Source organism: Microbulbifer sp. CnH-101-G (genome assembly GCF_052466775.1).
In genome coordinates, this window is the sequence record NZ_CP174292.1 from 610294 (window position 1) to 630276 (window position 19983).

The following is a 19983-nucleotide window of genomic DNA, read 5'->3' on the forward strand; positions in this document are numbered from 1 at the left end:
CTCCCCTTTTTTATGGGCGTTGCTCTGCTGATTATTGTACAAGAATTTCATTGGAATCTAGCAGCTTTGCATATTGAGCGGTAATAACGTTCATATTGCGAAGCATCAAATCTGTAGTGCCTGTGATTACCTGAATCTGGCGCTTTTCAGAGATCTTCATTTCCCCCTCAAATCCGCGGCTGGCGTAGTTAAGATGATCTTTGGCTTTCTGTAAGTTACGGTTGATCTCTGGGGTATTGAATGGGCTCTCAAGAAGCTGGGTTAGGCGGTTAGAGTACTCGACAAGGTCTTGATGCAATCCACTTTCTGCATCCTCTGGAGAAATCCCCCAAATTTTAGCAGCGTAGTTTTTGCCAATTCGTTGAGAGAGCATGCGTTGTCGACCGGCAATATTAATCAGTTCAGCCGAATTATGGTTGGCCAGTTGCTGTAGTTTCACAACGTAAATATGGGCTTCTGACAAAAGTCTATTGCTGCGTTGGAATAACTCCGTTGCCCCTTCTTTACTGGCTGGCTGCAGGCTGATTTTTTTAAACGTTTGCCATTCTTTTCTTACTTTTTCTAATTGATTTCTGATTTTTTCTGCTGCGGGGAGGGTACCGAGTTTCTGGTTGTTCCGCTCGAATTCCTGTACTGATCGCGTTAAGACCTTTTGGTGGCGCTGCGCATCGGACTGTATACCGCAGAGAATATAGGCTTGAGTGATTCGTTGGGACAGCATTCGTTGGCGTCCCGCTATATTAATTGCTTCACCCATGGTTAATGCTGAAACATCCAGGCTTATCATTAATAGGAGAAATGCTGCGGAGAACTTCATGGTTTCACTCTTGAGTTTTGGTCTGCTTCTGTTTCTGATGATTTTTCAAGTGTTTTCTGTTGGCGCTGTGTGTGTTCCAGGTTATTGAATTTTTAAGGTGAAGGCTTAGGGCTTTATTTTAGAAGTGCTGCCGTTGCGCACCATGATGGATTGCAAAAAATAATTCGGTATTTTTTCTTTTTCAGTCATGTGGGGTTATTCTTTTTTCGAGGGTGTGCATTTGGTTTATTTGTTTTTAATAATAAATCGGCTTCAAGGATTGTTTTGTTTGTGGGGGAAGGTATAACAAATTTTTGTCGGTAGATATCTAACCACTTTTCTTTGGGGTAATTCTTTAGTGGTAAAGATATTTAGAATGGGGAGAGGGGAGAAAGCGGGAAGAGAGTGAGAATGGAAGATAGTTGAGCGGGAAATTAAAAAAGGCCCTACCGAAGTAGAGCCTTTCTTATACCGAGTGAGAGGGCGATTAGAAGCTGTAGTTTACAGCTGCGCTGAATAGCCAGGCCTCGGTTTTGGTGGTGCCGCCATCGTAGTAGGTTACAAACCCATTCAAGTTGCTGACTTCCTGAATAAGCTCATCATCTCCCCAGAGGTAGGCGAAGCCGGCATCCACACTCAGGCGGTTATTGTGCGTGTAGGTGCCACCTATGGTTAGCCACTGACGGTCGGTATCGGGGATAGAGAGAGTACGCCAAGTGACGGGCAGATCTAAGCCGGTTTCCTCCCTAATAGTTTCTTCTTCGTGGAGGTTGAAGCCGTCCCGAGCTGCGCCTTCGTCGTGGGCATAACCAAAGCGTACCGTTACCTTGTCATTGTAGAAGTACTCAGCGGCAAGGCTGTAACGGGAACCGCTTACAAAGTTCTCTTCTTTAATAAGGAGAGGGTTGAAGCCTTCGCCGCCTGATGGGATGAAAGCCTCAAGACGCTCAAAGCGGCTCCAGTTGGTGTACATATAGCCAAAGGCGATGGCCCAATTATTTTCGAAGCGGTGGTACAGTCCAAGCTCCAGAGTATCGGGTAAGTTCAGGGTTAAGTTGCCACTGGCATCGTCAAATGGGGCGTCTGAGGGTGTGACATCTGAATTAACGTCACCCTTTAACTTGGGATCGTATTTGGCGTGGTAGGAAATGCCTGCGCGGGTATTGTCATCAATATTCCACAGGGCGCCAACGCTCCAGCTTACATCCCAGCCATCACCTTTCACCTCCAGAATGGTGGCCCCTTCAGGGTTAACGCCTGTTCTTTCTTCGATAACGGCGCCGATAGGGAAATCAGTAGGGAAGGCTGTTTTTAGTTCTGCATCGGCGTAGAGAAAGTTAATAGAGGCGCCAATACTAAAGGCATCGTTAATACTGTAGGCAATAGATGGCTGAATATTTAGGGTCAGCAGGCTTGTTTTGTTAGCGATGGTGGTGCCGGGGAAGTCGTCAGGGAAATCAGTTTCCAGGCCGAAGTCAGTATACATGGCCAGACCCCAGGACCAATCGTCATTGATTGGTGCTGCCAGATACCCATTGGGGATAAAGGCGCTGCTGGCGTAGTCGGTGGCGTCGGCTACAGTACTGGATTCAGCATAAATGACGCCATCGGGGCCAACACCAACAGGTAGAAAATAAGTAACATCACCGGCCACGTCGATTTCAGGGTCGACGTAAGTAATGCCACCAGTCAGCGTGTAAGTGTCAAACAGTGCAGAACCCGCCGGGTTGCGGGCTAGGATGGAGGCGTTGTCACCGATGGTGTTTTCGGCAGCGAAGGCGCGGCCAAGGCCGGATGCGCTGGTTTCCTGTAGATAGAAGCCCGCGGCCATAGCGCCTTGGGAAACGGAGCCGATTGCTGCGGCTAGAACTGCATGTCGCAGGTATTTCTTATTCATGAGAGCCCATCTCTTAGTCTGCTGATTACTGAAAACCAAAATTAGCATTGGAAATGCCAAGATATGGAAGGAAGGCCATTAGATTTATATAGATACCTTCCTTTTTCGTAGCAAATCCCTCGCTTTAAAACAGGGTAGGCAATAAGGAATTGCCCGCGCAAGGGAAAGGAGTCACTTTATAAAGAGAACAGAGGCAAAAATCCATTAAATGTGAATATTTTTTTTGCCTCTGTAAAAAAATGGTAATTTATTGGCCTGCACCGACAGTTTTGCCGTTGATGGATAGATTTTTCAAGGTGATTTGATATTTTTTGCCATTTTCTTCCAGTTGCACCAGTTTTACCAGGGCGTAATTCCACTGGGGGGCAATCCAGACGGTCGTCTCTCTTTCTGAGTCGGCATCTCTAACTCGGCGCACCTTTATGGCTTCTATTTTCCCCATAGGTGTTTTCACCACTTCGGTTCCTTCCTGGGCGAAAGTATATTTGCGAATCTTTTTGCCATCGGCGACTTCGTACTGGAGATTTTCTTTGCCTGCGGCGACATCTAGCGCCAGTTGCATTTGATAGCTCAATTTATCCAGGATGTTTGGCGGCACATTTTCCATGTCTCGCTCGGGATTGGAGACATTGAGGACCATATTTTTGTCGGGCTCAAAACTGAGAACGGTGCCGCGATCGCGGCCAAGACCCTTTCTGCGATATTCGTAGTGGTAGGGAGTAATACTCCCGTCCTGGTTAGTGAAGCGAGAGTACTCTTTAATACTGGCAAAGAGCGCTGAGGTCTTAAAGTCCAGTCGCCAGTTGCCTTCTTGGCCTGTAAGTTCGCGGGTGGCAGTGACGCTGATGCCGTTGTACCTTGCGGTATAGGTCGCCTTAAAAGGTTCCAGTTGGCTGGCAATTGATTGGCTGGAGAGAAGAAGGAAAAACAGAGAGGAGATAAAAATGCGCACGACAGAGCCTCGCAAAATCTGAATCTCCTTGAATACTAGCCGGCGGGAAGCGCAAAGTACATTGCAGGGCTAACCCCGCCAGCTTGGCTTGAGCTAGCTGTCTATCCTGGCCCCGCTTGGCGGCAGAAGCTCACCGTCCAGTTGCGAGCGGTCCCCCAGCATCTTTAGGCGCCCTTGAGCAAACCAGGATACAGCCATGGGGTAGATGATGTGTTCCTGTACCTGGACCCGCTTTGCCAGGGAGTCGGGAGTATCCCCCTCCTTTATAGGCACAGCGGCCTGAACAATGGGGGGGCCGCCATCGAGTTCTTCGGTGACAAAGTGAACAGTAACGCCGTGCTCACTATCTCCGGCTTCCAGGGCGCGCCGGTGAGTGTGTAGCCCTTGGTATTTAGGCAGTAGGGAGGGGTGAATATTGAGGAGGCGGCCGCTGTAGTGGCGAACAAACTCGGGCGTGAGGATACGCATAAATCCGGCCAGGACAACCAAGTCTGGTTGATGGCTGTCGATTTCTGCGATCAGTGCCTGGTCGAAACTTTCTCTGCCGGAGAAGTTGCGATGATCAACCACCGCTGTGGGAACCCCGGCTTCGGCAGCGCGCTTGAGGCCGAAGGCCTCGGGCTTGTTGCTGATTACTGTGCAGACGGAGAAGTCTGCCCCGGCATTCGCCGAGGCATCCAGGAGCGCCTGCAAATTGCTGCCGCTACCGGAGATCAGTACGGCAACTTTGCATACTCCTTGTGACATTACAGGCCCGCCAGCTCTACGGCTTCTGCGCCTGCAGCGGCATCTTCGATTGTGCCCACTACGAAAGCGTCTTCGCCGGCTTCTTTCAGCGCTTGCAGCGCTTTATCGGCTTGTTCTGCTGGAACGCAGATCACCATGCCGACACCACAGTTAAAGGTGCGGTACATTTCGCGTGCGTCAATATTGCCCGCCTGCTGGAGCCAGCGGAATACCTCGGGCATCTCCCAACTGGTGACGTCTACGCGAGCGAGGCAGCCTTCCGGGAGCACGCGGGGCAGGTTTTCCAGCAGGCCGCCGCCGGTGATATGGCTGAGGGCATTTACCTGGACGCTCTTCATCAGTTGCAGCAGGTTTTTAACATAGATGCGCGTGGGGGCCATCAATGCCTTGGCAAGCGTTTCGCCGCCCAGTTCCTGTTGTAAATCGGCGCCACTAACTTCGAGGACTTTTCGGATCAAGGAGTAGCCATTGGAGTGGGGGCCGCTGGAAGCGAGTCCAATGAGCACGTCTCCACTTTTCACCTTTTTGCCATCGATGATCTCTGACTTCTCCACAACACCGGTGCAGAAGCCGGCTAGATCGTAGTCGTCGCCCTCGTACATTCCCGGCATCTCGGCGGTTTCGCCACCGACCAGGGCGCAGCCCGCGAGCTCGCAGCCTTTGCCGATACCGGTGACAACTTCAGCGGCAATATCCACATTTAGCTTGCCGGTGGCGTAGTAGTCGAGGAAGAACAGCGGTTCGGCGCCGGCTACGACCAGATCGTTCACACACATGGCAACCAGGTCGATGCCAATGGTGTCGTGAATGCCCAGGTCCATGGCCAGGCGCAATTTGGTGCCCACGCCATCGGTACCGGAAACCAGGACTGGCTCTTTGTAGCCGCTGGGAAGTTGGCACAAAGCGCCAAACCCGCCCAGGCCGCCCATGACTTCCGGGCGGGAAGTGCGCTTGGCGACATGCTTGATACGCTCTACCAGGGCGTTACCCGCGTCGATATCGACACCGGCGTCTTTATAAGAGAGGGATGTTTCAGTGGATTGCGGCTTGGAATCGCTCATGATTCTTCCTGCGGTGGGTATTCGAAGGGCGCGTATTCTAGCCGGGTCTTGGTCCGGTAGCCACGCCCAGTGGGCATCTCAATGTAGGAATCTGGTATTTATCCCCAAGTAAACGGCGATAAACCCTCCAATAGTGAGAACTCGGGGCTGAGAGAAGTCGCTGACGCTGATACAATAGCCCCAATTTTTATCCCGACCGTGGATTTTTGCGTCTTGCGCAACAACAACGATTTCGTGCAAGCTCACGGGCTGGAATGAGGTTTGGAGAGAAATCCTATGCACAAGCTGCTCCGGCAGGGATTGGTGTTGCAGTTTTTGGTCCTGTTGTTCGGCGCCCTAATTCTGCCAGTCCAGGCCCGAGTTATCTCGGACCTGTATGAAGTAGTCGAGGCTGTACCGAGCCGTGGGGCTACAGACCGCGCGAGTGCCGGCAGCCGGGGGCTGGAGCGGGTATTTGTGCGTGTCACCGGGGATGCTGCTATCGGCAACAACCCAAACCTGAAGCCTATTTTGCAGAAAGCTCAGCATTTTATACAAGGCTATCGCTACACTAGCGAAGACAACCAGCTCTACCTTCATCTCTCTTTCGACCCTCAGGCTATCTCTAGGCAAATACATCAGTTGGGGCTACCCATGTGGCCTAATAACCGCCCCGGCACCCTTGTGTGGATGGCGGTGGATACCCTAAAAGAGGGGCGCAGTATCCTCCGTGAAGAAGATGCTCCTGAGCTCTTTTCAGTATTGGATGCCATGGCCGTGGAGCGCGGCGTGCCCCTGGATTTCCCGGTGATGGACCTCAACGATCAACACAATATGCCTCTGGGTGACCTCTGGGCGCAGAGCGAGCAGGCCGCAGAGCGTGCCGGTTTGCGTTACAGGCCGGATGCCACTTTGATGGGGCGTCTACTCCAGGCTTCGGGACGCCGCTGGCAAGCCGATTGGTTGTTACTACATGGTGGCCGCAGTTACGCTTTTGACAGTAATGGCGGCTCCTTGGAAGAGGTTGCGCTGCGAGGCGTCAACCAGATGGCTAATCTTCTCGCCCAGCGCTATGCGGTGCGCCCCGGTGTTGAAGATGCCCAACAGGGTTCAATTTTTGTGGAGCTATCCGGTGTAGATAGTTTCGCCGATTACGCAGAGGCCTCGGCCTATTTGCAGGGGCTGGCGCAGGTGAGCAGTGCAGATCTCCTATCAGTGGAGGGGGATCGGATGCGCTTGGCACTGGCCACTACTGTGGGACTCCGCAGCTTACGCGATGCTCTAGCGTTAAATCATAAGCTGCGGGCACATGGGGACGGGGATGCCATTGAATTGAATGGATACCGTGCACCCCTGGGCAGCGCTGATAATCCGTTGCGCTATCGCTGGGACTGAAATGAGTATTCCGCAACAGCTGCCGCTGGGGGTATCCCTGCGAGACGATGCCACTTTCGATAACTTTTATCTGTCTGAGTCGGACCCCAACCGCCAGGTTGTAGCCCTACTGCAGTCGTTCGCCAGTGGACAAAATCCCGAAGCGGTGATTTATATCTGGGGGGATGCGGGTAGCGGCGTCAGCCATCTGCTGCAGTCCGCCTGTCAGTGTGCCGAGGCCAATGGCCGCAGTTTCCAATACATCCCCATGGCCGAATTAATGACCATGGACCCAGTTGTACTTCTCGATGGCCTTGAGCAGCTCGACCTGGTGTGTATTGATGACCTGCACCTGTTAGAAGGGCAACCCGAGTGGCAGACGGCGATGTTTCATTTGTATAACCGGGTTAGGGATAGTGGCAGGCAGCTGCTATTGGGGGCGCGTAAATCCCCTCGGGGGATGGATATTTCCCTGGCAGACCTGCTTTCGCGCCTGCAGTGGTCGCTGGTTTTCCAGCTCCAGCCAATGAATGATCGCGACAAGGTCGCCGCGCTGCGCAGGCGAAGCCGCCTACGCGGTTTCGACCTGCCGGAAGATGTTGCCCAATATATTTTGCACCGTGCGCCTAGAGATACCCGCGCTCTGTTCCTATTGCTGGAGCAGCTGGATAGAGCCTCCCTGATGGCGCAGCGCAAAATCACCATTCCCTTTGTAAAGCAGGTGCTGGATATCTAAGGCATATCCAAGCAACCCTGCAATCCAAATAGTTGACCCGGGAGCAAGGGCCTCCCGGGCCGCAGCCCCCTGTAGCTACTAAGCTCCACTTTGCTGGTTGCTCTTTCTTGATGCTCTTGCTTGTATCTCTTGTACCGGCGACCAATCTGGCTTGTAAAGTCTCCCTCTGTGAATTGGACCGCTGCCACAGTATTAAATGGTGGTGGCCACAAGGGTCTAATGGAGGTTTCTGCCTGCTTTTACCTCTAATGCCCACAGTTTGAGGAAATTGTTATGCCAAATATTCATAAAGTCCTCTATGTGAGCCATGCCGCTGAAGATGAGTCCAGTGGGCTGCTACAGGCATTTGCTATCGCCCGCAACAACCAAGCGGAAATTAAGGTGTTGTTGGTTTGTCCGGCGGTGCCGGAGGGTTTCGAGGATTTCAGTAACTTTTGTGTGAAGGCAATGCTGGAGCGGGTAAATGGAGGGATTGCAGCGGCTCGGGAGCGGATGAACCTGTCAAAGGACCAGGTGCAGATGGAAATTGAATCGGACTGTGGTCCCCGCCCGGCGGAGAGAGTTATTCGTCGCGTGCTCACCGAGGGCTATGATCTGGTGATCAAGAATGTGGAGGGGCTGAGTCAGCTCAAAGGCTTTAAAGCCATTGATATGGAGCTGTTACGGAAGTGCCCCTGCCCGGTTTGGCTGTGTCGCCCCATAGAGCGCACGCACACAGAGATACGGGTGGCAGTGGCGATTGATCCCGAGTGTGATGAGGGTAGTACCTACGATCTGGCAATTCGCTTATTACGCTGGGCACGGGTGTTGGCAGACAGTTGTAACGGCACTCTGCATGTTGTTTCCTGCTGGGATTACGATGTGGACGAGTATTTGCGCCGTCACTTCCCCATCAGTGCATCCGAAGAGGAGTTGGACCAGGCCACCGAGGCAGCTCGTGCCCAACACCGTTCAAAATTGGATGTACTGATTCGGGCCTCAGGGATCGGTGGTGATATTCAGGTCCATCATGTGATTGCCCACCCGGATAACTATATCCCTCTATTGATCGATGAGGAGGGGTTGGATCTCCTTATCATGGGTACTGTGGGGCGTGCCGGTATCCCTGGCTTTATTATGGGAAATACTGCGGAAAATATCCTGCAAAAGGTGACCTGCTCTCTGCTTGCGTTAAAGCCCAGTGATTTTGTTTCTCCCATCAAGATATAGTGCTTAATATGGGAATGCGGTGTGTCGGCAAGATGGTTTTATGGCCGACCATAGCGCTCTCAGGGCGGGGAGGCGTTAGAACCGCAATATCTAAATTAGGAGAATAAAAAATGATTAAAACCTTAGCCAAATGGCTTGGTGGTATTTTGTTATTGGGGGTTGCGGCGGTTTCTGTTTTTGCGGTCAACGCGATCTATTTTAAACCCTGGTCGATAGATGTGTATTTTGAACGGGCTTTTTTCAAGCTAGGCAGTACCAGCCCGGAAATCCTCTCTCAATTGCGGTTGCTCGAACAATTTGGCATTGATGGACACAATGCGCATCTCGATGACGCCTCTGAAGCTGAGCAGCAGCGCCAAATGCAGATGATTAAGGATGAGCTTGCCGTGCTGCAGGAGTATGATCGTGCAGGTATGGATGGCCAGCAAGCCATCTCTTACGATGTTTTTGCCTATTTCCTTGGCAATATGGTGGAAGGCGAGCGCTGGAAACACCACGATTATCCGCTCAACCAGATGTTTGGTGTGCAAAACAGCCTGCCGGAATTTCTGGCAGAAGTGCACCAGATTCATAATATTAAAGAAGCCGACTATTATCTTTCCCGCCTGAGTGAGGTCGACCGTAAATTTTCACAGGTACTTGATTGCCTAAAAGTTCGAGAGGAAAAAAATATTTTGCCTCCCCGCTTTGTCATCGACAGTGTGTTGGAGGAGATGCAGGATTTTATTGCCGTACCGGCCCATGAGAATATTCTTTATACCTCCCTGGAAGAGCGTCTCGATAAGATCGAAGGCCTGGAGGATGAGGAGCGTGTACGTATCCTCGGTCAGGGAGAGGCCCTGATCGATGCAGAGGTATATCCTGCCTATAAGAGTCTGATTGCTTACTACAGTGAGTTACAGCCCAAGGTTACCGAAAATAATGGTGTTTGGGCGCTTCCTGATGGCGATGAGTTCTACGCTTATCAGGTGCGCAGTCATACTACAACGGATTTGTCCCCTGAGGAGTTGCACCAGATTGGTGTTGAGGAAGTAGCAAGAATAGAAGGGGAGATGAATCGTATTTTCTCATCGATTGGGCAGGATAGCGGCAGTATCAGCGCCCGCTTCTCGGCAATTAACAATGATCCCCAGTTTTTATATGAAGATTCGGACGAGGGCCGCGAGCAAATAGTTGCCGACTACCAAGCGATGATCGATGAGATTAATGCTGGACTAGGAGGCTACTTCGATGTGAAACCGGCTATGGGGGTTGAAGTACGGCGTGTACCAGAATTCAAAGAACAGGGTGCGCCGGGGGCTTACTACAACCCTCCGGCTATGGATGGTTCCCGTCCGGGGGTTTTCTATGCAAACCTGCGCGATGTACATGAAACCAAGAAATTTGGTATGCGCACGCTGGCCTATCACGAAGCGGTTCCCGGCCACCACTTCCAGTTGGCGATTGCCCAGGAGCTAAAAGGTGTACCCACTTTCCGCAAGCTGGGCCTGTTTACGGCTTATGCCGAGGGGTGGGCGCTTTATGCTGAGCAGGTTGCCAAGGAAGCGGGCTTCCAGGAAAACCCCTACGATGATCTTGGCCGTTTGCAGGCTGAGATGTTCCGTGCAGTGCGCTTGGTGGTGGATACCGGCATGCACTACAAGCGTTGGGATCGTGAAGAGGCCATCGAGTATATGGTGGAAAAAACCGGTATGACAGAAACCGAGGTGACCACAGAAATTGAACGTTACCTGGTTATGCCTGGACAGGCGCTGGCCTATAAGGCTGGAATGTTAAAAATTCTGCAATTGCGCGATCGAGCTCAGGCAGAATTGGGCGAGGCCTTTGATGTTCGTCAATTCCACAATGTGGTGCTGACCAACGGCGCCCTGCCATTGGCAGTTTTGGAGCGTCAAGTAGATGGCTGGATTGCCACAAAAAAAGGATAAAGTAATTTTTTGTAACTTTTTATAGCCGTAAAAAAGGCCACTCTTAGAGTGGCCTTTTTCATTGGGCACTATTTACCCGGTGAAGTTAGCTTTTCGCTTTAACACCGGCAACCCAGTTATCCACCAACTCTTCGAGAACGTTCAGCGGAACTGCACCGTTAGCCAAGATAGTGTCGTGGAAACCGCGCACATCAAATTTATCACCCAGTTGGGTTTTGGCTTTCTCTCGCAGCTCAATAATTTTCAGCATACCGATTTTGTAAGCTGTCGCCTGACCGGGCATTACGATGTAACGCTCGATGGCTTTAACCACATCGCCTTTCGGGTTCGGTGTATTTTCTACCAGGTAATCGATGGCCTGTTCGCGAGTCCACTTCTTGGCGTGAAGGCCGGTGTCTACAACCAGGCGGCCGGCACGCCACAGTTCCATAGCCAGGCGGCCAAAGTCGGAATAGGGGTCTTCATAGAAGCCCAATTCCTTCGGAACCAGCTCAGAATAGAGGCCCCAGCCTTCGGTGTAGGCGGTGTAACCACCGTATTTACGGAATTTGGGGATATCCTGCAGCTCTTGGGCGATAGAGAGTTGCATGTGATGGCCGGGGATGCCCTCGTGGTAAGCCAGCGCTTCCATTTGGTAGGTGGGCATATCCTCCATGTTATACAGGTTGGCGTAGTAGATACCTGGGCGTGAGCCATCCGGCGCCGGACGCTGATAGAAAGCTTTACCTGCGGATTTTTCGCGGAAAGGTTCCACAGCTCTCACATCCAGGTCGGCTTTGGGCTTGGTGATAAACAGCTCGTCCAGACGGCCCTTCATCGTATCGATAATAGCGGTAGCCTTCTCCAGGTATTCCGCTTTACCCTCCTCAGAAGTTGGGTAGTAGAACTGCTTGTCGGTACGCATGAACTCGAAGAATTCCTGCAGGTTACCCTCGAACTTCACTTTGCGCATAATCTCGCGCATTTCATCGTGAATTCGCGCCACTTCCTTGAGACCAGTCTGGTGGATCTCGTCGGCAGTCATATCGGTGGTGGTGTATACGCCCAGGCGGAACTTGTAAAAGTCATCACCGTTGGCCAGCTTCCAGGCGCCGTCATCGGTAGTGGCTTTCTTTTCCAGTTCCTGTAAGTAGCTGATCAGTTTTTTGTAAGCCGGGCCAGCGCTCTCTTGCAAAGCCGTGCTGGCTTTATCGATCAGCGCTTTTTTCTGTTCGGCGCTAATCTCGAGTTTCTCTACCTTGCCTTTGAAATCAGCAAAAAGCGGGCTGTCTTTTTCACCTTCAAAAGGTGCGCCGCTGATCAGGTTTTGTGAATCGCTAATCACATAGGGGAAGACAAACTTCGGCACAATGGTGCCGGCCTTGGCATTGGCTTTCAGGTTTTCTTCCAGTTGGGCAAAGTATAGGGGCATGCCGTTCAGACGGGCGATGTAGGCCTCGGCATCACTCACGTCATCGATGCGGTGCTGGCTGATCAGTAGGGAAGCCGCACTGGTGTGGGTGGCATACATCTGGTTGACAGGGTAGTAGTGGTTGCGCCACTTGTAGCCTTCAATATCCTGCTCCAGATTGCGCTTGGCAAGACGCAGACTCAGGCGGGTTGCTTCATCCAGGGTATTGGGGTCAACCTTATTCAGCTCGGCGAGCTGGCGCTTGTTGATTTCCAGCGTCTCTTTGGCGAATTCTGGGGAGAGATTATCCCACTTATCGTAATCTTCTTTCTTGCCCAGGAAGGTTTTGAATTCAGGACTGCGAGACAGGTGCTCCTGGAAGAAGTCCTCGAACATCTGGTTAACTTGCTTGATGGCCTCTTGGCTCACCTTGGCAGTGCTGTCTTGAGTGGACTTGCTTTCCGCAGTGACGGAGGCCGCATTCTGTTGCGTAGCTTCGGGGGCACCGCGGTCACAGCCGCTGATAACCAGCGCGCTTATGGCGGCTGCGATCAGGGTTGGTTTCAACTTCATAAGCATATTCCCAGTGTTCGGATAATCATGGCTACTTTGTACCACTTAGGTGGCATTATTTAGATTTTCTTGGCTGTCCTAAACTGCGTACAACGCATTATTAACAGCGCAACTCAGCGGGTATTGTGCGCACTCGCGCGGTCTTTGACCAGGGGTAGGATTTTTGGCGTCACATCAGCAGTGATTTTCACCCACTGAAAAGAAAAAAAGCGGGCTTAGCCCGCTTTTTAGGTGATCCCGCGATTAGGCGAAGTTCTGGTTTACAAATTCCCAGTTCACCAGCGCCCAGAAAGCTTCCATATACTTAGGACGCAGGTTGCGGTAATCAATGTAGTAAGCGTGTTCCCATACGTCGCAGGTCATCAGCGGGGTAACGCCTTCTTCGGTCAGCGGAGTCGCCGCATTGGAGGTGTTTACGATCGCTACAGAGCCATCGGCTTTTTTCACCAGCCAGGTCCAGCCAGAGCCGAAATTGTTTACCGCGCTGGTGGTGAACTCTTCTTTGAACTTGTCAAAGCTGCCGAATGCCGCAGTGATAGCCTCTGCGATAGCACCGGTAGCTTCGCCACCGCCGTTGGGGCTCAGGCAGTTCCAGTAGAAGGTGTGGTTCCATACCTGGGCGGCATTGTTAAATACGCCACCGGAGGAGGATTTGATCACTTCTTCCAGGGATTTGTCGGCGTCCGCAGTGCCTTCCAGCAGGCCGTTCAGCTTGTCGACGTAGGTTTTGTGGTGTTTACCGTAATGGTACTCCAGAGTCTCTTCAGAGATATGGGGGGCCAGGGCATTCATCGCGTAGGGGAGTTCGGGCAATTCGAAAGCCATGGGGTCTTCCTTCCTTTGTTTAGGGTTATTGGTGAGAGCATTCTACACGCGCCGTATGCCAGAATTAAGCCGGCGCAGTTGAATAGGGGATTTTGGGACGTTTTCCTCGAACTCAAGGGGTGGTGTTTGATGTCACCATTGTTTTGCTGTCGTCTATTCTTACTTGTGGCCGCTTACTTTTTCGTCAATTTTTGGTATAACTGCCGCAGAATTCGACGAATCTGTCCCGGCTTGATTGTCCCTAAGTTGTGAATTTAGCGGTGCCGGGCGGGACAATCCGAACTGACCAGTACCGAACCCACCAGATTAGTTACCGGGTGTATTGATACATGCAACGCAGAGAGCCCACATTGGACGGCAGCGCCGCCATTGAACCCACACTGGAGCCCAGCGCCCCTGAGCGCGCCGAGTCCACCCAGGAGCCACAAGTCATCGTTGAGGAGCGCCGTGGCGGCTTCTCTTTCTTGGGCCTCTGTGCCCTGGTCCTGGCTATGGGCGGTCTAGCGGCTTCTGGTTTCCTATACCAGCAGTGGCAGGAAAGCCGTACCCAGCTGGTCAATGCGGAGAACCGCATCGCCGATGCCGAGAATCGGATTGCCGAGTTGGAGAAGCGCTTCAGTCTCTCCGATGAGGAGTCCACCGCTTCGGTTGAGGTGTTGAACGCCAAGGCCAAGGAAAATGCCTCTGAGATCCGCAAGCTCTGGGGTGTGGCTTACGATACCAACCGCAAGAATATTGCCGCCAACAAGGCCGCAAACGATGCGAACAAGAAGCAGATGGCTTCACTAAACAGCAAGCTCGGCAGCCTGGATGCCAGCGTGAAAAAAATCGCTTCAGTGGAATCTGCCCTGGCGGAATTGCGCAAAGGCAGCATTACAAGCAAGCGTGAAATGACCGACAAGATCTCCAGCTTGGAGCGTCAGCTGGCTTCTGTACGCAGTGACTTGACTATGCGTGTCGGCGCCAACGAAGAGGCCGTGGAGTCGATCGATGCCTACCGCCGCTCGGTGAATAAGGATCTGGTACAGCTGCGCGATGCGATTCGCTCCTTACAGTCCAGCGAGCCAACGGCTTCCTCGATGTAACCCTTTTAAAAGGCTAAAAAGGGCGAACCTGGGTTCGCCCTTTTTTATTGCCTTGGGAAAATCTATCTATTCCCCGAGTAAAATCAGTAGCCATATCAATAACGGGCCAATAACCCTACATTTCGTGTAGAATCGCCGGCCTTGAGACGTTAATCGGAGTTGGCCATGACCACTATCCGCCAGGATGATCTGATCGACAGCGTTGCTGACGCGCTGCAATTTATCTCTTACTACCACCCACAGGACTTCATTCAGGCCCTGAACAAGGCTTATGAGAAAGAGGTCAACCCGGCGGCCAAGGACGCCATGGCCCAGATCCTGATCAATTCACGTATGTGTGCCGAGGGCCATCGCCCCATCTGTCAGGATACCGGCATTGTCACCGTGAAGCTGAAAGTGGGCATGAATGTCCGCTGGGAAGCGGACATGAGCGTTACCGACATGGTGAATGAAGGTGTGCGCCGTGCCTACCAAAATGCCAGCAATGTGCTGCGCGCTTCTATTCTTGCCGATCCGGATGGTGCCCGTAAGAACACCGGTGATAACACCCCGGCAGTGATTCACTATGAAATTGTTCCCGGTGATACGGTGGAAGTTTATGTAGCAGCCAAAGGTGGCGGTAGTGAAGCCAAAACCAAGTTTGCCATGCTCAACCCTTCCGATTCCGTAGTGGATTGGGTTCTGAAGATGGTGCCTCAGATGGGCGCCGGCTGGTGCCCGCCGGGCATGTTGGGTATTGGCATTGGCGGTACCGCCGAGAAAGCCATGTTGTTGGCCAAGGAATCCCTGCTTGATCCTATCGATATCCAGGAACTGCAGGAGCGTGGTGCCTCCAACCGCGCAGAAGAGTTGCGCTTGGAGCTATACGATTCCGTCAACAAGTTGGGCATCGGTGCCCAGGGCCTCGGCGGCTTGACCACAGTGTTAGACGTGAAAGTGAAGGATTATCCCACTCATGCCGCCAATAAGGCCGTGGCGATTATCCCTAACTGTGCCGCCACCCGTCACACCCACTTTACCCTGGATGGCAGCGGACCGGCACAACAGACTCCACCAAAGCTGGAAGATTGGCCGGAAATCACCCGCGAAGCCGGCAGTAACACCCGCCGTGTGAACCTGGATACCGTGACTGCTGAAGACGTGCGCAGCTGGCAGCCCGGTGAGACTCTGCTGCTCAATGGCAAAATGCTTACCGGTCGTGATGCCGCCCATAAAAAGATGGTGGATATCCTCGCCAAGGGCGAGAAGCTGCCGGTCGACCTCACTGGCCGCTTTATCTACTACGTGGGCCCGGTAGATCCGGTGCGCGACGAAGTAGTTGGCCCGGCTGGTCCCACCACCGCCACCCGCATGGATAAGTTCACCCGCACTATGCTCGAAGAGACCGGCCTGCTTGGCATGATCGGAAAAGCTGAACGCGGTCCTATGGCGATTGAAGCGATCCGCGATAACAAGGCGGTTTACCTTATGGCAGTAGGGGGCGCAGCCTACTTGGTCGCCCAGGCGATCAAGGCTTCCAAGGTCATCGCATTCCCGGAACTGGGTATGGAAGCTATCTACGAGTTCGACGTAGAAGATATGCCTGTAACGGTTGCAGTGGATAGTGAAGGTGAGTCTGTACACACGACTGGGCCGCTGATCTGGAAAGCCAAGATCGAAGAAGGTGTGGTTTAAGGGGGAGGTGAACCCGCCGCCCTTCAATAATTGTCCACTGAAAAAGCCGATCGCCCCTGGTGATCGGCTTTTTTTATAACCGCACATTTTATCATTGCACTTTTATTTACTGGGGCTGCTTTGGTGTTGGGTTAAAGCTCACCCTTTTCTTCTATTTTGGCCAGCATAAGTTCACGGATAATAGGCACTGGTGCATTGCCGAAGCTTAAAAAGCTCTCGTGGAATTCTTTTAAGTCAAATTTATCCCCGAGCCTTTTTTTTACCTCCTTACGCAGGGCGAGGATATCGGTAAAACCAGCAAAATAGCTGGTGAGTTGTACCTGGCTGAGGGTGGCTCTACGCCACTTTCCCTCGGCTTCCGCCTGTTGTTGGAAAGCCCCACCAATCATTAAATTCATTGCCTCAGTTTCCGTCATCCCCTTAACCTGTACACCGTAATCCAAAATGGTGTTGGTGATCACTCGTAAAATCCATTTGTAATACATCAGCCAAAGTTCAGGCGAGAAATCACCATATCCGGCATCCAACATCATGCGCTCGGCATAGACAGCCCAGCCCTCAATCATGGCACTGTTACCGAGAATGGTTTTAATAATGCTGGGGGACTGGTTGGCGTAGACCAATTGTGTGTAGTGGCCGGGGATGGCTTCGTGGATATTCAGTATTTGCAATGTGTAATGGTTATATTCCCGCAGCAGGCTATTCGCCTGCTCATCGCTGTATTCCTCAATGGGTAATACATTGTAATAGGTGTTTGCATTTTTATCATAGGGGCCGGGAGCATTTATGGATGCAACGGCAAAACCGCGTAGGTAGGGCGGGGTAGTGCGGACTATTAGTGGCTTCTCTTTGTCCAGATAGAGCAGATTGTGTTGCGTCACGAAGTTTGCCAATTGTGGTATCTGCTTTTCTATCACATCTTTGAACGTGTCTTTGCTGGCATGGTTAAGTGAGAGTTTATCGATTAGTTTGCGGATTTTTTCCATTGAATCCGTTGGTGCCTGAGTGTCGGGGAAATGCTTAGGCCAAAGCTTCCCGGCGAGTTCTGCCATTTTATTGTGAATCTGGTTTTTTTCTTCCAGTGCGCGCAGATACAGCGCACTGGCACTGGCGTCGATCTGAATGTCAAAACGGAATTTTTCCTCGTAAAGCTTTTCCCCAATTCGGAAATCGCGAAAACCAGAAGATTTCTCCAGCCTGGTTTGTAAGTCTTTTAGAAAGTTGATGTAGCTATTTATCGCTTCGCGGGAGGCTTGCAAGCGTAATTTGAATACTTCTTTTTCATCATCAAACATTTGACTGTCTTTCACCAGCTTCTCAACCTTGTCCCCGAAGACCTCCAGGGCACCAGTATTTTGCTGAATGGCTAGGGCTAATTGTGGCGCGGCGGGCCTGCGTATTGCCTGTTTGGCGGCCTCATAGTAATCGGGCACTAGGCGCATACGGGTGTTGAAAGCGCGTAGTCGTTTTTTTAAAGGCGCATATTGAGTATTTAGGATCAGAGAAAAGGGATGGGATACGTTATAAATAGAAGGGTCCCACTGATAGGATTTAAAAGAAGTGTATTCCCACTGCAGGCGTTGCAAGAAGTTTTTAATGAGCGCCATATCCGTGAGGGAATTGATGCTGAGTAAGCTACTATCCAGGGCGGCAAATTTACGCTCATAAGTTTGCGCAAAATCCAGTAGGTAGGCGCGATAGGTTTTATCGGGCACTTGTATATGTATGGCGGCTTCATAATAACCCTCCCGAACTGCCCAGGAAGGAAAGAGTTTCCATAGGCCATTGATGAACTGTTGGCTCAGTTGCTGAAAAGCCAGTTCCGTCTCGGCGCGCATTTCATTCATGGTTTCAGTTTGTGGGGGGACTATACGCTCTCTGTCTGTACTCTGGGGGCCGCAGGCACAAACAAGAGTGAATGACATTAAAGTCAACATCGTAAATAGGATTTTCATGGCGATCCTTACCCTGGGGGTCCGTAATCACTTATGCGGCTCTTAAGAAGCTATCACATCTGCCAACATTCCTTGTTCAGCCTGACACTGGATGTTTCCACAGCGTAGCGAGCCCTAAGCATTTAGCACACTGTTTCATATTGGCAGGGAAAAACCGTATAAAATGCGTTTTTGCCGCCTGCGCTTGTGTCGTTGAGAGGGCCCGGTTAGAGTGGCCATCACGCGAAATAACCGATAATAAACAAGGTTTTGAGGACTTATTCATGACTGAGCTAGCCCAACAACAGTGTGAAGCCTGCCGCGCGGATGCCCCTCTCGTCAGTGACGATGAGCTCCCGGGCCTGTTGCGCCAAATCCCCGATTGGACGCCAATGACACGCGACGGCATTATGCAGCTGGAGCGGGTATTTAAGTTCCGCAACTTCAAGCAGGCGCTGGCGTTCACTAACCGCGTTGGCGCCATTGCCGAAGAAGTGGGACACCACCCGGCACTGCTCACAGAGTGGGGGAAGGTAACCGTTACCTGGTGGAGCCATGAGGCTAAGGGACTACATAAGAACGACTTCATTATGGCAGCGCGTACTGACCAACAAGTGAATGCCGAATAGGCAGAACCCCCGGGGCGCATCTAGCGCCCCAATATTTTACCTGCCAGGTTGGCTCCTAAACTGATGTTGGTTGAGAGAGAGTCTTTACCGCCCTGCTCATAGCCAATACTTTACCCCCATAGGCCTGAGCGGAAAGTTATTCTGGAGCTGTTAATATCGAAAGTTGAAATTGTGTACCCTGGATAGAAGGAGATGGATATTGTCTGAGTACACCTCCACGGTAGTCTGGCAACGCGATGATCAGATTTTCACCGATAATCAATATAGTCGCGCCCATACTTGGCAATTTGACGGCGGTTTATCTGTCCCTGCCTCTTCCTCCCCTCACATTGTCCCAATCCCTTACTCACACCCGGAAAATCTCGACCCAGAGGAAGCCTTCGTGGCGTCGCTTTCCAGCTGTCATATGTTGTTCTTTCTCGCAATCGCAGCCAAACGCGGCTACGTAATTGACGAATACCGAGATGAAGCGATAGGGGTGATGGCCACGACTGAAAAGGGCAAACTGGCGATGACGAAAGTCACCCTGAGACCCTTGGTACGCTTCTCCGGCGATAAAAAACCCAACCGGGAGCAGTTAGAAAAAATCCATCATCTTTCCCATAAGCAGTGCTTTATTGCTAACTCGGTAAAAACGGAAGTGGTTACTGAGATTCGGGAGGTATAGCTACTCATTGAGGTGAGTAGTTTCCATAATTACTTATATAGACAGCAGTATGTTTAAAGTTATTGAAACGGTGGCTTCAGTTGAGGATTTTCTTCGCCTCAGGCAGATTAGTGGGCTCTCCCCAAGAAGTAGGGAGGCAGCAGAGAAGGGGTTACCAAACAGTCTCTATGGTATTCACATTCAAACCCGCTCAACCACTATTGCCATGGGGCGGGTAGTTGGTGATGGAGCCCTAAACTTTGAAATTGTGGATGTCGCTGTCGACCCAGTTTATCAAGGTCAGGGGTTGGGAAGAATTGTAATGGAACACATTATGTCTTACTTGGATCGTGAGGCGCTTCCTTCTGCTTATATTACCCTTATGGCGGATGTCCCTGAGTTATATAAAAAATTTGGCTTTGAATTGAGTAGTCCAAATACAGAGGGTATGCACCTTATTAAGTAGCTTGTATAAATATTGCCGGTAGTTACCAAATTGGCTTTCTAATTACTCTGGAGAGTGCTGCTATAGCTAGCAGTAAACTGCT

General features: G+C 51.5%; 17 protein-coding genes. 9 read left to right on the forward strand and 8 right to left on the reverse strand.

All coding sequences use genetic code 11. From position 1 onward, the window contains the following. Positions 1–31: 31 nt before the first annotated feature. The 5 genes from ACJJID_RS02860 to purM form a co-directional block, all read right to left on the reverse strand. Positions 32–817, reverse strand: coding sequence for a type IV pili methyl-accepting chemotaxis transducer N-terminal domain-containing protein (locus ACJJID_RS02860; protein WP_444921401.1), 786 nt, complete (start codon positions 815–817; stop codon positions 32–34). A 466-nt stretch (positions 818–1283) separates the two neighbouring features. Further along, on the reverse strand, positions 1284–2693 hold the full coding sequence (locus ACJJID_RS02865) for an OmpP1/FadL family transporter (RefSeq protein WP_444921402.1): 1410 nt from the start codon (positions 2691–2693) through the stop codon (positions 1284–1286). Between the two features lie 247 nt (positions 2694–2940). Continuing rightward, positions 2941–3660 carry a DUF3108 domain-containing protein gene (locus ACJJID_RS02870; protein ID WP_444921403.1) on the reverse strand — a complete coding sequence of 240 codons (720 nt, stop codon included), beginning with the start codon at positions 3658–3660 and terminating at the stop codon, positions 2941–2943. A 78-nt stretch (positions 3661–3738) separates the two neighbouring features. After that, on the reverse strand, positions 3739–4392 hold the full coding sequence (gene purN, locus ACJJID_RS02875) for a phosphoribosylglycinamide formyltransferase (RefSeq protein ID WP_444921404.1): 654 nt from the start codon (positions 4390–4392) through the stop codon (positions 3739–3741). Beyond that, positions 4392–5453 carry a phosphoribosylformylglycinamidine cyclo-ligase gene (purM, locus tag ACJJID_RS02880; protein ID WP_444921405.1) on the reverse strand — a complete coding sequence of 354 codons (1062 nt, stop codon included), beginning with the start codon at positions 5451–5453 and terminating at the stop codon, positions 4392–4394. Before purM ends, purN begins: the two co-directional genes overlap by 1 nt. Before the next feature lie 276 nt (positions 5454–5729). Here purM and ACJJID_RS02885 point away from each other — a divergent pair, with 276 nt between their 5' ends. The 4 genes from ACJJID_RS02885 to ACJJID_RS02900 all read left to right on the forward strand — a co-directional run bounded on the left by ACJJID_RS02885 (position 5730) and on the right by ACJJID_RS02900 (position 10679). After that, positions 5730–6827: a DUF2066 domain-containing protein gene (locus ACJJID_RS02885; RefSeq protein WP_444921406.1), complete on the forward strand. Its 1098-nt coding sequence runs from the start codon at positions 5730–5732 to the stop codon at positions 6825–6827. A 1-nt stretch (position 6828) separates the two neighbouring features. After that, positions 6829–7542 carry a DnaA regulatory inactivator Hda gene (hda, locus tag ACJJID_RS02890; protein WP_152452284.1) on the forward strand — a complete coding sequence of 238 codons (714 nt, stop codon included), beginning with the start codon at positions 6829–6831 and terminating at the stop codon, positions 7540–7542. 273 nt (positions 7543–7815) lie between these two features. Then, entirely contained in the window at positions 7816–8751 is a 936-nt protein-coding gene (locus ACJJID_RS02895; protein ID WP_172975326.1) for a universal stress protein, read from the forward strand. Between the two features lie 110 nt (positions 8752–8861). Further along, on the forward strand, positions 8862–10679 hold the full coding sequence (locus tag ACJJID_RS02900) for a DUF885 domain-containing protein (RefSeq protein WP_444921407.1): 1818 nt from the start codon (positions 8862–8864) through the stop codon (positions 10677–10679). Positions 10680–10764: 85 nt separating this feature from the next. On the opposite strand, the gene ACJJID_RS02905 is transcribed toward ACJJID_RS02900, so the two are convergent. Then, a complete protein-coding gene (locus ACJJID_RS02905; RefSeq protein ID WP_444921408.1) occupies positions 10765–12642 on the reverse strand; it encodes a DUF885 domain-containing protein in 1878 nt (625 codons plus the stop codon). 243 nt (positions 12643–12885) lie between these two features. Continuing rightward, positions 12886–13467, reverse strand: a complete 582-nt coding sequence (locus tag ACJJID_RS02910) for a superoxide dismutase (RefSeq protein WP_152452292.1) — start codon at positions 13465–13467, stop codon at positions 12886–12888. A 329-nt stretch (positions 13468–13796) separates the two neighbouring features. On the opposite strand from ACJJID_RS02910, the gene ACJJID_RS02915 reads away from it, so the two are divergent. Both ACJJID_RS02915 and ACJJID_RS02920 read left to right on the forward strand, forming a co-directional pair. Then, positions 13797–14552, forward strand: a complete 756-nt coding sequence (locus tag ACJJID_RS02915; RefSeq protein ID WP_444921409.1) for a hypothetical protein — start codon at positions 13797–13799, stop codon at positions 14550–14552. 165 nt (positions 14553–14717) lie between these two features. After that, a complete protein-coding gene (locus ACJJID_RS02920) occupies positions 14718–16226 on the forward strand; it encodes a fumarate hydratase (protein WP_444921410.1) in 1509 nt (502 codons plus the stop codon). 131 nt (positions 16227–16357) lie between these two features. Here ACJJID_RS02920 and ACJJID_RS02925 read toward each other — a convergent pair whose 3' ends face one another. Next, complete coding sequence (locus ACJJID_RS02925; protein ID WP_444921411.1) at positions 16358–18181, reverse strand: DUF885 domain-containing protein; 1824 nt, start codon at positions 18179–18181, stop codon at positions 16358–16360. A 263-nt stretch (positions 18182–18444) separates the two neighbouring features. On the opposite strand from ACJJID_RS02925, the gene ACJJID_RS02930 reads away from it, so the two are divergent. From ACJJID_RS02930 to ACJJID_RS02940, 3 genes are all read left to right on the forward strand, one after another. Then, positions 18445–18789 carry a 4a-hydroxytetrahydrobiopterin dehydratase gene (locus ACJJID_RS02930; RefSeq protein ID WP_444921412.1) on the forward strand — a complete coding sequence of 115 codons (345 nt, stop codon included), beginning with the start codon at positions 18445–18447 and terminating at the stop codon, positions 18787–18789. Positions 18790–18988: 199 nt separating this feature from the next. After that, positions 18989–19456, forward strand: coding sequence for an OsmC family protein (locus tag ACJJID_RS02935; protein ID WP_444921413.1), 468 nt, complete (start codon positions 18989–18991; stop codon positions 19454–19456). Positions 19457–19505: 49 nt separating this feature from the next. Beyond that, the gene (locus ACJJID_RS02940; protein WP_444921414.1) at positions 19506–19901 is read left to right on the forward strand and encodes a GNAT family N-acetyltransferase; all 396 of its coding nucleotides are present in this window, start codon (positions 19506–19508) and stop codon (positions 19899–19901) included. Positions 19902–19983: the final 82 nt, after the last annotated feature.

What these genes read in the sequence shown, in the direction of transcription:
- ACJJID_RS02860 (WP_444921401.1), bottom strand. Translation starts at nt 817, where the DNA reads ATGAAGTTCTCCGCAGCATTTCTCCTATTAATGATAAGCCTGGATGTT.
- ACJJID_RS02865 (WP_444921402.1), bottom strand. Translation starts at nt 2,693, where the DNA reads ATGAATAAGAAATACCTGCGACATGCAGTTCTAGCCGCAGCAATCGGC.
- purN (WP_444921404.1), bottom strand. Translation starts at nt 4,392, where the DNA reads ATGTCACAAGGAGTATGCAAAGTTGCCGTACTGATCTCCGGTAGCGGC.
- purM (WP_444921405.1), bottom strand. Translation starts at nt 5,453, where the DNA reads ATGAGCGATTCCAAGCCGCAATCCACTGAAACATCCCTCTCTTATAAA.
- ACJJID_RS02885 (WP_444921406.1), top strand. Translation starts at nt 5,730, where the DNA reads ATGCACAAGCTGCTCCGGCAGGGATTGGTGTTGCAGTTTTTGGTCCTG.
- hda (WP_152452284.1), top strand. Translation starts at nt 6,829, where the DNA reads ATGAGTATTCCGCAACAGCTGCCGCTGGGGGTATCCCTGCGAGACGAT.
- ACJJID_RS02895 (WP_172975326.1), top strand. Translation starts at nt 7,816, where the DNA reads ATGCCAAATATTCATAAAGTCCTCTATGTGAGCCATGCCGCTGAAGAT.
- ACJJID_RS02900 (WP_444921407.1), top strand. Translation starts at nt 8,862, where the DNA reads ATGATTAAAACCTTAGCCAAATGGCTTGGTGGTATTTTGTTATTGGGG.
- ACJJID_RS02905 (WP_444921408.1), bottom strand. Translation starts at nt 12,642, where the DNA reads ATGAAGTTGAAACCAACCCTGATCGCAGCCGCCATAAGCGCGCTGGTT.
- ACJJID_RS02910 (WP_152452292.1), bottom strand. Translation starts at nt 13,467, where the DNA reads ATGGCTTTCGAATTGCCCGAACTCCCCTACGCGATGAATGCCCTGGCC.
- ACJJID_RS02915 (WP_444921409.1), top strand. Translation starts at nt 13,797, where the DNA reads ATGCAACGCAGAGAGCCCACATTGGACGGCAGCGCCGCCATTGAACCC.
- ACJJID_RS02920 (WP_444921410.1), top strand. Translation starts at nt 14,718, where the DNA reads ATGACCACTATCCGCCAGGATGATCTGATCGACAGCGTTGCTGACGCG.
- ACJJID_RS02925 (WP_444921411.1), bottom strand. Translation starts at nt 18,181, where the DNA reads ATGAAAATCCTATTTACGATGTTGACTTTAATGTCATTCACTCTTGTT.
- ACJJID_RS02930 (WP_444921412.1), top strand. Translation starts at nt 18,445, where the DNA reads ATGACTGAGCTAGCCCAACAACAGTGTGAAGCCTGCCGCGCGGATGCC.
- ACJJID_RS02940 (WP_444921414.1), top strand. Translation starts at nt 19,506, where the DNA reads ATGTTTAAAGTTATTGAAACGGTGGCTTCAGTTGAGGATTTTCTTCGC.